We start from the raw sequence: 13,880 nt of genomic DNA, 5'->3' as shown, positions 1-13,880 counted from the left end.
TACATCAGAGTCTTGGGTTATTTTATGAAGATCATAAATATGTATTATAAATTATTCTAGCGGAGATTGAAAATTACTTGCTTGTTGGTCTTGAATTTTTTGTCTACCTTTTTCAGTATTTTCAGCTTCTTTTGGACTTAGTATGTATAAAAGCTCTTGCAATTCTCCAACATGTCTTCTTTCCTCATCTGCAATATGATATAAAACTTTTTTTGCTCTCTCATCATCTGTAGCCATTGCGTGTGCCTCGTAACCAATAATGGCTTCAAGTTCTCCTGCGATATCAACTCTAAGGGCTTGAACTAATTCTTCAGCATTCATTTTTCTTGGGACATTTGCTACAAAAGGGTTTCCGAGTAATGCCATAAAAACACATCCTTTTCAATATTATATTTGCAATTTCAATTTAATTTGCTCGAAAGCATATAATTAGCTTTTACAAAGTGGAGATTTGTATTCATTGATTAGACAATTACAACTATAAACTCAAAAAGATCTTTGAAGATTAATTAATTTCGGTTACTTTAAATCAGATTACTAGCCACTTAATTTCAACACGGTGATTTAACAGCATTATTGTTTCGAAGATATAATTAAAAAGTACATATAAAAATGGCTTCCTTTAATTCATGTTAGAAGTATTATATATAATCTTTATTAGTTAAGGTTCCCTGATGAAAAAACATCTTCCACTTTCCGCCATAGCATTTCCATATGGAGCTACGAAGTGAATATTTTTTATCTTCATTTACTTCATTATGCTTTATTACCTTATATGTTGCTAATATGCAATCATCACTTAAATCCGTAGCTGAAAAATCTCTTATTTCCCAGCTTATATTTTGTACAGTAGTACTATCATCTATTTTATCGCCTTTCTTATAATGATACACATATCCAGAACTACTAAATTCAATGAAATCATCTGCTAATAATTCACTGATCTTTTCTGAGGACTGTCTTATCTCAGGCTTTAATAAATCATTTTCAAGTTGTAGTATATATTTTTTAAGTGAGTCCATTTTCTACCTCCTTATAATATACAAAGTTTTATAGTTTCAAATATGTTTTTTTCAAACAGTATTAGGATCTTTAGTATCAGAGTTTAATAGAATTGATTCGTATCAGTTTTTATGGTCAAGATCCTGTAATTTATATGAGATGTATACAGATTTATCCCAAATCATATATGATAATAAATTACGCTATCACCTTAAATTATATATTTAGAAGTGTACAGATAAAAGGAAAATCATATTTATTGAAGACACTTGCATAAGGCATTTTATATTTGTAACGATGTAGAGATATATTACTTTAGCTTAATTGGGGATTGATATTTAAGAAAAAGAATAGATGCGATATTTCAGGAGGATTTATAAAAATATACTGTAGAATAGGTATCTACTCCACTGAAAAGATAGAATACTTTAGTCCTTGAATTCAAAATAAAGATTTAAATATGAAGTAGTTTAGCTATAGTAGAAAATTGAAAAGATATTTCAACAAGAGTATTTATTACATACAGATAAGTGAAAAAAGGGCATAAAAAAATACCATTGACTTACAACAAGCACAATGATAGAATTATACATTATGATATTAAAATTACCTATATATACTCATCATAACATATATAAAAACAAAAGTCAATAAAAAATTAAAAAGTTTAGGGGGTTAATTTGTGGAAAAAAATCTAATGTTTATGAGAAATTCTATTTTAACTAATCAGACCTTATCAGAAATTCAGCAGATTAACGAGGAAACTTTAGAATATGGATTAAAGCTTTCAGAAAATGATATAAAAGCTATCTTGGAAACAAGAAATACTGCATTAAGCAGCAATGGAAGAGTGGAATTTGGAGGAGGTTTAATAAAGAAAATTATCACTGCCTTTTGTGATTCACCCTTTATTCATAAGCATAATTATGTTGAAACCATTACTGATCTTGTAGATGCCTTTTATTATTTTAAAAACGAAACTTTGGAGGAGATAAGTGATGATGATCTCATTGAGTTTATGAAAGAATGTTTTAATGAAAAATGTCAAGGTGATTTGGATTTACTTAGATACAGGTACTTATACCAATTGGTTCACAACGTAAAGTACGGAGCTAATGACTATTTAAAAGAAGATATGGAAGAGTTTATGGATGATTATATGGATGAGGAAGGATATGAAGAATAATGGAAAGCTTTATCATTAACCAAGAAGAATCTTTAAAAAGCTTAATAAGTAAAGAACATTATTTCCAATCTCTACTTCAGATAGCGCATTCAAATAATTTGCTAAGTATAAGAGAACTTGAAATTATCCAGCTTCAAATGTTTGAACTACTTACAGAAATCATTGGTTATTACACAAGAAATGAAAGCTCCTCAGTTAGAGAAGAAGTGGCTGAGCAGATTATATTGTCCCTTTGCTATACTCTTGGATTGTGTTTAAAAGAGCAGCAGTCAATAAATGAAAATCTAGAACTGATTAAAAATACAAAGCTTAAACACTTATTTACAGAAGGAGAAAAGATACTAAAAACTAAGGTTGAGCTGTGTAAGTGGCTGTTGAATACAGTTTATGAAACCAGACTTAAGGTAGAAACATTTGCTTACACAGATACCATTGAGTATGGAATTCCTTTGTTTTTTAAAGACTATGATATTAGATTTGCAAGCCATGAAACTCCAGGTTCTATAGATTATCCGCTTTCTATTGATGTATGTAATTTAGTAGGAATTGAATATATAGAAGAATATTTAAATAAAGTAATTCATGAAAATAAATTCTGCGCATTATTTGATACAGAAGAAATTGAAGCTTTATTAAAAGGGTTCAACAAGGAATATTCACACATGCTAGTCAATATTTTTCAGCTTGTTTTAACTAATTATATAGGGTGCACTCTTACTGGAAAGGTCGGAACTTCTTTAGATATAACTGAAGGGGATAGGGTATACATCTTCAGCATGATTAAAGATTTGCCTGAAGAAACGCTGGAAAAGTTAATGCTTATGGCTGCTGAAAAATTGTGCAATAACCTTTGTATCGATGATGAAGTTCTTATTGAATATATAAATAGTAGTGTGCTTGAGATCATTCCTCAAATAGAAAATGCTATTAAAATTGATAAGCTAGAAAGAGTATTTATTACCTTAAAGAAATCAAAAGAAAATCTTCTTAAATATGAGGATGGCGAAAGCTTAAGTAATAGCATATTTAGACAGATAACTGAGGAAATAAGAGCTTGTCATAGAGTGGAAGAGAAGATAGGAATTATAACAGATGAAATTCATAGTCTTAAAGATCTAGTAGATGTACTAGGAGCTGACTGCATATTTGAGGCTGAATTTATTGAAGTATTCAAAGCTTTAGAGGATTTTGAGATAGCTCTATTAATTAAAGCTACTTCAACCAGCAAAGCCTTTGATAATGAGTATGGAACAGAAAGTGAAAAAGAGTGGCAAAGAAAACTGAAGGAATTTTTAGATAGCATTAATGCTTTAAGGAAAGAAGAGTTATTAAGGATGGCTGAGGGGATTGAAGTATAGATGATGAAACTATTGCAGCTAAAACAGGTCTTTTGTTAGTTTTAAAATAGCGTAAAAGTAATAAGAAAAATAAAAGGAACCCGAGGGTTCCTTTTATTAATTTTTTAAGGACAATTGGATTTAAATGTTTGGCTATGTTTTAAGATATTGTTTATTTTTAAGGTTATAATTTACTTTTGAGGATGGTCCTTTAGCCATTTACTCAATTTAGGACCGACTTCAAAAAACTTTCTTTCACCTTTTTCATCGCTTTCCGAAATATATATCTTGCCATCATTATCTATTTCTACTCCTAGGTAAAAGGCTAGCCCTTTAAACTCATCTGATAATACTTGAAAGGAACTATAATTTTTTAAATCAACTTTTTTATCTATACTTTTTCCATTTACGCTGTCCTTTAACTCTTTTAAAATATCTTTATTACTAGTTGAGGCAGAAGCAATACCAACAGCCTGCTTGAATCCTTTAATATCCATTATACGAATCTTGCTAAAATCCTTATTAGCAATACTAACTGGTTCAACTTGTTTTTTACGCATTATTTCTCGGAGAGGCATCTCATCTGAATCTAAATACACAATCCAATCATGATTAGGTTGTCCCTTTATTTCATATATTCTACCTTTATTAGCAGTCTCTCCTATTTGTTTACCTAATACAGATACAGGTTCAACTAAGGGTCCATTTACATAAATTTGTCCGCTTATATTTTCTATCCCTTGGCCACCCTCAAGTACAGTATATGGCTCGATATCATGCCTATTCTTAATTTGATATACTATGAAGCTTGCCACTAGAACAATCCCTAATATAAGTAATACTTTCCACTTTAATTTCATAAACTCTTCACCTTACTACGCCTTTAATTATATTTTTCTTTATTTCATTATAATGTAAGTAACCCCATAAATTTATATAATTATTCTAATTTAAAAACTTTCACAACAAACTTCTCAAGTAAGATTTCATGCATGTTGTTAATATAAAATAGTAGATACCTTTTAATTTAAATAATGCTATACAAATATAGGTAAAAAATTAGTTTTGAACAATCAAAAACCGTTCAATCCCACATAAGAGCTGATTAACAATGCAAAAACATTATAAATGATATAAAAAAGGTAATCTTTATAGTTACATAACATTCTCATCTACAATCAACAGCTTTTTAAAACATAGCCAAATGTTTTAATAATAACTATTGAATTGCAGTGTTCATTAACCCTTTATATTTTCTAAAGTTTAAGATAATTCTACCAAAAATAAATGAAGCGATATAAGGAAACGAAAAGACAAAAGTAACAAAATGGGCTAATTGATATGGTGGTCTACTCCATATATCATAACGGCTTCCCATTGAAATTAATGGTCTTAAACAAAACTCAAGTATGTCGTTTGGTAGAATTTCTGTGAGCCCCATCAGCATCATAGATATTATCATGATTGCTCCAAATACTATATTCATTGACATTTCAACCTTTTTATATTCACCATTAAAGCCAATAAAGATCCATACACTTATAAACAAACAGGAAGTAAATAATATCAAAAGTATGTATCCAAAAAAATCTAAAGAGCTAGTAGTAATTACAATGTACATTAGAAAAAGACTTAATAATGGTACTATGCCTAGCAAAAAGACATGAGTTGGAACACTAACTTTTCTTTGTCTGATTACATTCTTAAAATAATTCCATGCAAAATAAACGATAAATCCTGTTGCTAACAGTAAAATCAAGTTTGATAAACCTAAATACCCCACACTTAATATCCTCCTCTTGTTAATTCTCAGTTATTTATTGTTTTGAACGGAATGATATGTAAATTATACTATAATATACAATAAATTTACATATAAAAGAGAATTAATGTAAAAAATATAAAGGATTTAGAAAATGAATCTAGGAAACAACTCCTTAAAAATATAGGATTTGTATCTCAACTAATCACAGAATTACGTTACGTTATTAATATTTTTGCTTTTTTATTCAGTACCTTGCAATGAATAGTACTGAGTGATATACTATTCTTAAATCATACATATAAAGGAAGAAAGACATTAAATGAATACTCAATTGAAAAAAGGCATATTAGAATTATGTGTTTTATGTATACTTTCAGAAGGAGATCGTTATGGCTATGAGCTAGTAAATGAGATATCAAAGAATATAGCTATTTCCGATGGAACCATATATCCCATATTGAGAAGGCTTAATAACGAAGGTTATTTTGAGACCTATTTAAAAGAATCTCAAGAAGGACCTCCAAGAAAGTATTATAGATTAACGGATTTAGGAAAGACAACTAAAGATGAGCTACTAGAGGAATGGGTTGGATTTGTAAATGGAGTGAATAATATAGTAAAGGGGCATAAAGAATGAGAAAAGATGAATTTATGAGTGAGATGGAAAGAGGACTAGATAAAGTATCAGAAGCTGAGCGGAAAGAGATATTATACGATTACGAAGAGCATTTTAGGATAGCAATGGGAAATGGAAAGACGGAAGAAGTAATATGCATGGAACTAGGAAACCCAAAAGAAATTGCAAGTAGCTATATACCTGACTATAAAAATGAAAATAAACTCATTGTGAATAAAAAAGAGATTATGAAGGCAACACCTGTATATAATAGTAACAGTAGGTTGCTAAAGCCAGCAGGTGTCTTTATGGTAGCTGCTGGAATAATTCTAATGATTTTCACAGTTCATTCACTATTTTCTGTTCATAGAGGCATTGTTGAAAATACTTCAGTGAATCAGATTAAGATTGGTGATAAAAATATCGATCAGTCAGGCATTCATGGAGATGGAGTAAGCATTGATAAAGAAGGCATCAGCATGCCTGGATTAACAATTAATGATGATGGAATCAATGCACAAGATGTTGCCATTGATTCAAATGGAATAAGCGGGCCCGAATTTAAGATAGACGATGAAGGTATAAGTACACCTGGTATTAAGATTAATGATGATGGAATACAGGCGCCAGGAATAAAAATCGGTGACAATGGAATAAGTATGCCAGGCATTAAAATAGACAGCAATGGAATAAGCATGCCTGGTATTAAGATAGATAAGAACGGAATAAAAATTAATTAAGTTTGTTAGGAAGAGTATAGGTTGCTCAATTCTCCTAAAGTCTCATGTTTCCTATATATTTATATAATTTTATAATTAAACAAATATATAATTATATGATTTTATAATTAAAAAATCAGATGATTATATATTTAAATGAATAGATAGATAGGTAATTTTAAAAGAAGTCATATACGAGATATTAGTCTTATGAAGGGGGTTTCCTAGGGTTATGGAGTAAGTATTAAATGAGAGTGTAGGAGACAGTTAAGAATAGAGATTATTTTAAGAGGTGCTTTAAAATGAAGGTATACAACAAATTAGTAAGAGATAAGATTCCTGAAATCATAAAGCAGCAGGGAAAAGAATGTGATATAGAAATAGCACCAAAGGATAGGAAATATGAACTTCTAGAAGAAAAACTTAAAGAAGAGGTTAATGAGTTTTTAGAAGATAAAAACATTGAAGAACTCGCTGATGTTATGGAAGTGTTGTTTGGACTTGCTGATTCACTGGGGTATGGTGAAGAGGATCTTTTAAAAGCAAGAAATAAAAAGAGAGAGGAACGTGGTGGATTTAAGAATGGAATAATTCTTAGGTCTACTAAGTAACTAGATTAAAATATAGAACTTGTATTTCTGATTAGAACATATAAGATTCACTAGTTTTATTTAAAAATAAAAAGATATATCTCTTCAAAATGTTTAGCCATATTAATGATAGCGTTTTGCATGTATATAAAGATATGTGTATATGAAAAATACAAAATGAGTCCTGCATTTAAAGTGCAGGGCTCATTTTAATTTTGTCTTTATATAATATTACTGCTTAAATTAGATTTTAAACAAACTAATTAATATATTAAGAAGTTATCCCTTAATTCCAACACCATGATTGCTGTATTTATAACTTAAACAGATAAGTCTCTTTTATTATAGAAGAAATAAGTAAGTATAGAGAATAATGCTATCATTACAATTGTTATAATAACTATTACGTAGTTTAAGCCGTTTCCGTTCACGATGTCTACATAACTAAAGTATTTAAAAGGAGAAAGTACATTTAAAAAATTCATACGATCTGTTATGTCAGTTATCTTTGATATTACAAAGGAAAATAGCAGTATGGAAGTGGCAACTGAACCTGATACTTTAGCTTTTTTCATAAAAGCTGATAATAAAGCGCCAAGTGAAAGGAAAAGCAGTTGAATGATAAACATACTAATGAAGAATGTAAATATTTCACCATTAATAGATTTTCCTTTATTATATACGCCTACCATGGCTATTGAAGAAACCAAAGTGATTAAATTAATAATAACTATATTTACTAAAGCTGCAAGAAGCTTTGAAGTTATTATTGTAGATCTAGAAACCGGTTTAACGATTAAAAACTCTGTGGTTTTATCTCTTTCTTCCTTTGCTATAATGCCGTTTCCTAAGAGTACGGCATGAATAGCCACTGTTATTTCGATATAAAGAAATAAGAATGCGAAGAAGCCACCCATACTAGCAACATCAAAAGCACCTATTCCTAGTAACGCCTTTAAAGTAAAGGGCATTTTATTAATAACATCACCAGCAGAACCACCGCTTGAATAGGCTGTATATTTCGCCATACCGCTAACGACCAGTAAAACCATACATATGCTCCAGATTATAAGAGCTTTTCTGTTAGCTTTTAATTCTCTTATAAAAATATTCATAATTAAACCTCCTTATAATTAAATCCAAGTGCATTAAGCTTACACTGCATGGATATCCTTTTTGTTATAAACGATATAGCTTACAATTATAGAAATAACTACGATGGCTATTCCAGTAATCATATATGAAAATTCATAGCTTGAGTTCTTAATGATATAAGGAATATCAAAATACCTAAAAGGAGAGATGTAACGAGTAGCGTCCACGTCTTTTCCAGTAGCAATAAGTGCTCCTACCATGTAAAGTCCAAAAACTACTCCCAGTGATAAAGGAAGAATGTTTTTAAGCTTCTTGAAAAATACTGAACAAATCATTCCAATTGCAAGGAATATAACTTGGATAAAAAATAGTGTAAGGTTAATTAAGAAAAATGCTTTTAAATCAAAATCTGAGGTTTTAACCGCATTTGCCATGATGAAAGAGACAGCTAAGAAAATCACATTTGTAATAACAATATCAGTGAAAGCTGCTAAAAGTTTTGCAGTTACAATGGATGTACGTGACACTGGTTTTACCAGTAGGAAATCAGCGGTTCTTTCTCTAGCTTCTCTTGATAATATTGAAACTCCAAGATTCATGGCTTGAACAGCACCGAAAACTACAATAAAGGAAAATATCATTGAATAAAATCCTAAGATAGAGGTAATAGTGTCAAGATTAATACCTAGAATAGCTCTAACAGGTGCAGGATAGTTTCCCAGTAAGGCCTTAAAATCTGTTGCATCTTTTGCCATACCAGGATATATGGAAAGATATAGTGCAAGTAAAGCAACTAGAGAAACCGTCCATATAATTGTTGTTTTTCGGAGAGATTTTAGCTCATGTAGAAACATATTCATAGTTCTAATCCTCCTTATTATAATAGTGCATAAAGATTTCCTCTAAATCTGGTTCCACAATGGATATATTACTTAGATCTATTTCAGAAAGCTTCTTAGTAATTGAGTTAATATTGCCCTTAAAAATGAAATTAGCAGTATTTCCTTCTATGTTAAGGTTGTTTATGCCATTAATATTGAAGTCATCTTTTTTAATTCCTGATTTAGCTTCTATGCTTATTTTTTTATAGTTATTTTCTTGTAGAGTACTCATTTTTTCTAGCTTAATTATCTTACCATCTTTTATAAAAGCTACACGGTCACACATCTTTTGAACTTCACCTAAAATATGAGAAGAGAAGAATACAGTTGCACCTTTTTTATTTTCTTCTTTAATAAGCTCAAAAAATCTTTGCTGCATTAACGGGTCAAGACCGCTGGTTGGTTCATCTAATATGATTAACTTTGGTTCGTGTAAAAGTCCTTGTACGATACCGACCTTTTTCTTGTTACCAAAGGAAAGGTCATCTATCTTCTTTTTTAAATCTAAATCCATAATTTCGGCAAGCTCATGTATTCTTTTCGTACAGTCTTTTTTGTAAAAGCTTGCAGAGTATTTTAATAGATCTATAACTCTCATGTTATCGTAATAGAAAACTTCTGATGGAAGATAACCTAGGGATTGTCTTACTTCAGGATTATCAATACAATTTTTCCCGAATATAGTTGCACTTCCACTGGTAGGATATATAAGTCCTAGAAGTGTTCTAATAGTAGTGGACTTTCCAGCACCATTTGGTCCAATGAAACCGAAGATTTCTCCTTCTTCAATATTTAGATTAACATCAATGATACCTCTAGACTTACCATATTGTTTTGTAAGATTGTTAATTTCAATCACATTCATAATTGAAGCCTCCTAAATTTTAATAGTATAAATTAATTTTTAATATTTATAGATCTCCTAGCATAAACAGAAGCCGCGATTATAGAATAAGTACAAATTAAGCATATACATAGGAAATCTTTATTGATGTACCACTTTATAATAAAAGTTATATTTTTAAAGCTTTCTCTCAGAAGCAAGAGAAATTTAAAACATTATTTTTTAGATTTAAGTATTACATCTTTAATATGTATTTAGTATTTATGCACTATAAATATTCTTCCTTATAAAAGTTCTTTCTTAGCATGTCCATACAATCGTAAAATTCGTTGCAGATATCTTCGAAATCTACATCTGTTTTACCTGAAAACTGATTCATAAAGCCATCAGTCATCCAAGTAAGCATTTTCATAACAACTTTAAGATCAACTGATTCTTTAAATTTTGACAAATCTATACCTTCAAAGGCTATCTTTTCTCTAAAGCCATCTCCTTGAGCAATGATAGATTTGATGTCATCCTTAACTTCTTCATCAGCTTCAAAATACATACTTGTTAAAAAAGTAGGAATAGCAGTGTACTGCTTCATAACAGAAAGTTCTATTTCAGTAGTCATTTTGATTCTGTCAAAAAAGTCAGTGACTGTAGTATCAAATCTATTAATAATCTCATTCATAACGATATTTCCGCAAAGCTCAATTAGGTAAAGGTAAAAGGCTTTTTTTGTACCAAAATAGTGAAATACCATGGCCTTAGAAATACCAGCAGCAGAAGCAATATCATTAACTGAAGCTTTTTTATAACCATTTGATCCGAAAATTTTTAGGGCTGCATTAATAATTGTATCCTGCTTTTCCTTTGGTAAGTTTTTAAATTTTTCCAAAAACACCACCTCACAATTGCTATAAACCGAATCGGTTTATTTAATTGTAACTCTATAAACCGATTCGGTCAATGGGGTGAAAAAATATTTTTTAAATGTAGGTTAGGCTATAGTATATTGTTATTAATGTTAAGTGGATTTATCTATTTTGCATTATCATAAATGCCGTAATATTTTTTACTGTATAGCCACAAGAGACTTTTAAAACCATTGAAATACCTATGTTTAGCTAAGTTGAAAATTTTATAGTTTTCTAGGAAAAAGACAGGTTATTTTTATTGTACTTTTCGTAGGATCTGATTTCATTAGGCATTCCTAAACATTAAAAAAGCAGAAGAGATTAGAATCTCCTCTGCTTTTTTATAGAAAGTATTGTTAGCGTATTTTGGACAATTATAAATTAAATTGTGATGGAATAAAATGTTTTATAAGTTTCAAAAGGAACTCTCTAATTATACTGAACCTTAAATTCAGAATGTGCGTTACCTAAGAATACTATTGTTCCATCTTTAGGTAATTTAACTTTGTTAGAACCTGTGACTAATGAATCATTTACTAATGCACCATCGCTATCGTAAACTACAAAGGCTGAATTGCATGGAAGATTTACAGTAATCTTTTTATCAGCAGACTCGCTGCCTATCTTATACCACTTTGCAAATCCATCTTTATCAATTTTACAAGTGAAAGCATTATTTGAAGAGAGAGTATCTATTGCAGAGCCTTCTACATAGAGCCTGCCGTCAGCACTTAGATATTCGTATTTACCAAGTTTAAAGAAATTAAAGTCTACTAGATCTCGTGACATAGTGCCTGGTCCGTCTAATACAGAAGAAGCAGTGTTTTTATCTACAATTTTGTTTACTCCTAGATATCCTTCAAAGCCTTTTGAAAATCCTACTTGCGCTACAGGGTATCCACGGAGATAGAGCATAGAGGAATATTTTTCATTTAAAAGGTAATAATTTTTTCCATCTCTTTTATTCCAACCTTTAGTGATATTTTCTGGAAGTGTATTAAGGGTTTCCTTTTGTGCTATATAATAGTCTATAGCAGTTTGTCCAAGAAGAGGAAGATTTGCATATACCCCTTCTTCAAGATAGGTTTCTCCATTAGTTTCCTTTACTAGTTTAAGTTTTTCAGTGCCATCAGAGGATACAAAGTAACCATCTTTAGTATAATTGAAAGTCTGTGTACCGTATTGAGGCATCTGAGGATAGGATAAACTTAAGGTACCATTTTCCGTATCTACCTTGGTATCAAGAAATCCTGAGGATAATAGATACATGCCTTCTAATTTTTTTATCTCTGCTGGAACAGTAGCTTTTTCGGAGACAGGAAAAGTTTTATCTGGTTTAATTTCATTTATTACACCTTTTTCTTTTAATGCAGCAAGAAGTATATCTTGAGCCATTACTTGATTGTAAGTGCTGGAGGAACCGGAGCTTATAACTGCCACTGCCATATTTTGATCTGGAAGAACTGTAAAGTTAGTATGGTAGTAAAGTGTGTCGCCGCCTTTTGATAAAGCTTTTATATTATATTGATTGAAAGGATAGGTATTTACATCATCCCAACCTAAACCATAACCCAAAACATTATCACTATCTTTAGGCCAAACCCCTCTTAGATATTCTTTGTTCTCCATTGCTTTTAGAGATTTCTTTGAAAGAATTCCGTTTGAATTGTTTGTGAAGATTGATGCAAAGTTACATAAATCTTCTGCGCTTGAGTAAATACCGCCAGCACCGATAGCAAGGAAGTTCTCAGCTGGTAAAGCATTAGAGATTCCATTAGCATAGGTCTTGGCGAGTTTTTCTCTATCAAATGAGCTAACAGGAGTCTTTGTGTCTTCCATTTTTAGTGGATTTAAGATTGTTCTTGTTATATAGTTTGTAAAGCTTGTCCCTGTCACGTGTTCAACTAGAATTTCAGCTAAGGTAAAGCCATCATTACAATATACTGAGTATTCACCTGGATTGGCCTTTAGACGCTGAGTTCTTAGTTGTGCTAAGAAATTATCATGTGAACTTGCGTCATTATCTCCAAAAAGTAATGCATTAGATAAACTTGATCCCATAAGTCCAGAAGAATGATTTAGAAGCATTCTAACTGTAATCTTTTTATATCTTTCATCTGCCATTTTAAAGTCTCTAATATATTGGGTAACTGGAGCATCTAAGTTAATTCTGCCCTTGTCTACTAAACTCATTACTGCGGTTGTGGCAAACATTTTGCTTACTGAGCCAATACCATACATAGTGTCAGCTGTAGGAGCAGTATTTTTCTCTACGGAAGCTAATCCTGAATTACCAGATAGTACGATTTTACCATTGTCTATCAAAGCATATTGAAGGCTTGTACACCCATAGTAAGAAGTAATGACAGAAGCCTTTTCATCAGCAACTGCTTTTGTGGCAGCATAAGCTGAATCCGAAGAGCTTTTAACCAGTGCATTTTTTTTGTTAAGCTGTGAAGATATATTTGGCTTTGGCGCCTTATAACCATCGATAGTCGTAAAAGGTAGATCAGTTGTAGGGAAATCCGTTTTTATGCTTGTAAACGGAAGTTTTGCAGCTGGTGTTCCTCCAGTAATAATATCTTCAGCAAAAACTGTAGTTGTTGTGGATGCCGAAAAAAGCATCACTAATGAAAATGCTAATAACCGCTTTTTCATTATAAGTCCCCCTTCTCTTTTATAAAGTTTTTATCCAATAAATTGCATTTGGTTAGCATAAGTTTTAATTGAAGTTCTAAAAAGATGATAACCTTATACAAATTCTGGCAACAGTATATTAACATAGCGTTAAACTAAAAGTGTTAAGAAATGGTAAAAGAATCTAAAGATTAACTTAATTTTAAATTCTGTGTAAAATCTAAAAATAGTAATAGCTAATAACAAATTTACATTTATTATTTTTACATATTAATCCAGAAATGATAATATTGAATAAAGATTAAA

General features: G+C 30.6%; 14 protein-coding genes. 5 read left to right on the top strand and 9 right to left on the bottom strand.

Annotated elements, in window-relative coordinates:
* Window positions 1-51: 51 nt before the first annotated feature.
* Together bsdtw1_RS13075 and bsdtw1_RS13070 are read right to left on the bottom strand one after the other, a co-directional pair.
* Entirely contained in the window at window positions 52-366 is a 315-nt protein-coding gene (locus tag bsdtw1_RS13075; RefSeq protein WP_183278001.1) for a demethoxyubiquinone hydroxylase family protein, read from the bottom strand.
* A 275-nt stretch (window positions 367-641) separates the two neighbouring features.
* The gene (locus tag bsdtw1_RS13070) at window positions 642-1,022 is read right to left on the bottom strand and encodes a nuclear transport factor 2 family protein (protein ID WP_183278000.1); all 381 of its coding nucleotides are present in this window, start codon (window positions 1,020-1,022) and stop codon (window positions 642-644) included.
* A gap of 662 nt (window positions 1,023-1,684) precedes the next feature.
* Here bsdtw1_RS13070 and bsdtw1_RS13065 point away from each other — a divergent pair.
* Window positions 1,685-2,188, top strand: a complete 504-nt coding sequence (locus bsdtw1_RS13065; RefSeq protein WP_183277999.1) for a DUF6323 family protein — start codon at window positions 1,685-1,687, stop codon at window positions 2,186-2,188.
* On the top strand, window positions 2,188-3,546 hold the full coding sequence (locus tag bsdtw1_RS13060; protein WP_183277998.1) for a DUF6179 domain-containing protein: 1,359 nt from the start codon (window positions 2,188-2,190) through the stop codon (window positions 3,544-3,546). The genes bsdtw1_RS13065 and bsdtw1_RS13060 overlap by 1 nt, the downstream gene beginning before the upstream one ends.
* 170 nt (window positions 3,547-3,716) lie before the next feature.
* Here the strand turns inward: bsdtw1_RS13060 and bsdtw1_RS13055 are convergent, their stop codons facing one another.
* Both bsdtw1_RS13055 and bsdtw1_RS13050 read right to left on the bottom strand, forming a co-directional pair.
* Window positions 3,717-4,385: a hypothetical protein gene (locus bsdtw1_RS13055; protein ID WP_183277997.1), complete on the bottom strand. Its 669-nt coding sequence runs from the start codon at window positions 4,383-4,385 to the stop codon at window positions 3,717-3,719.
* A 359-nt stretch (window positions 4,386-4,744) separates the two neighbouring features.
* Entirely contained in the window at window positions 4,745-5,308 is a 564-nt protein-coding gene (locus bsdtw1_RS13050) for a hypothetical protein (RefSeq protein ID WP_183277996.1), read from the bottom strand.
* A gap of 301 nt (window positions 5,309-5,609) precedes the next feature.
* Between bsdtw1_RS13050 and bsdtw1_RS13045 the strand changes: the two genes are divergently transcribed.
* The 3 genes from bsdtw1_RS13045 to bsdtw1_RS13035 all read left to right on the top strand — a co-directional run bounded on the left by bsdtw1_RS13045 (window position 5,610) and on the right by bsdtw1_RS13035 (window position 7,236).
* Window positions 5,610-5,927, top strand: coding sequence for a PadR family transcriptional regulator (locus bsdtw1_RS13045; protein ID WP_183277995.1), 318 nt, complete (start codon window positions 5,610-5,612; stop codon window positions 5,925-5,927).
* Entirely contained in the window at window positions 5,924-6,646 is a 723-nt protein-coding gene (locus bsdtw1_RS13040; protein WP_183277994.1) for a DUF1700 domain-containing protein, read from the top strand. The genes bsdtw1_RS13045 and bsdtw1_RS13040 overlap by 4 nt, the downstream gene beginning before the upstream one ends.
* Before the next feature lie 281 nt (window positions 6,647-6,927).
* Window positions 6,928-7,236, top strand: a complete 309-nt coding sequence (locus bsdtw1_RS13035; RefSeq protein ID WP_183277993.1) for a nucleoside triphosphate pyrophosphohydrolase — start codon at window positions 6,928-6,930, stop codon at window positions 7,234-7,236.
* Window positions 7,237-7,535: 299 nt separating this feature from the next.
* On the opposite strand, the gene bsdtw1_RS13030 is transcribed toward bsdtw1_RS13035, so the two are convergent.
* The 5 genes from bsdtw1_RS13030 to bsdtw1_RS13010 form a co-directional block, all read right to left on the bottom strand.
* Window positions 7,536-8,330 (bottom strand): ABC transporter permease subunit, encoded by a 795-nt coding sequence (locus tag bsdtw1_RS13030; protein WP_183277992.1) that lies wholly within the window; start codon window positions 8,328-8,330, stop codon window positions 7,536-7,538.
* A 39-nt stretch (window positions 8,331-8,369) separates the two neighbouring features.
* A complete protein-coding gene (locus bsdtw1_RS13025) occupies window positions 8,370-9,170 on the bottom strand; it encodes an ABC transporter permease subunit (RefSeq protein WP_183277991.1) in 801 nt (266 codons plus the stop codon).
* A gap of 4 nt (window positions 9,171-9,174) precedes the next feature.
* Window positions 9,175-10,056 (bottom strand): ABC transporter ATP-binding protein, encoded by an 882-nt coding sequence (locus bsdtw1_RS13020; protein ID WP_183277990.1) that lies wholly within the window; start codon window positions 10,054-10,056, stop codon window positions 9,175-9,177.
* Window positions 10,057-10,303: 247 nt separating this feature from the next.
* The gene (locus bsdtw1_RS13015; protein WP_183277989.1) at window positions 10,304-10,918 is read right to left on the bottom strand and encodes a TetR/AcrR family transcriptional regulator; all 615 of its coding nucleotides are present in this window, start codon (window positions 10,916-10,918) and stop codon (window positions 10,304-10,306) included.
* Window positions 10,919-11,366: 448 nt separating this feature from the next.
* Entirely contained in the window at window positions 11,367-13,595 is a 2,229-nt protein-coding gene (locus bsdtw1_RS13010; protein ID WP_244638166.1) for a serine hydrolase domain-containing protein, read from the bottom strand.
* Between the last annotated feature and the right edge of the window lie 285 nt (window positions 13,596-13,880).

Origin of the sequence: Clostridium fungisolvens (assembly GCF_014193895.1) — a bacterium.
In the GTDB taxonomy this organism is placed as follows: Bacteria; Bacillota; Clostridia; order Clostridiales; family Clostridiaceae; genus Clostridium_AR; species Clostridium_AR fungisolvens.
The sequence above is the reverse complement of the archived record's forward strand: the minus strand, read 5'-3'. Positions and strand labels throughout refer to the sequence as shown.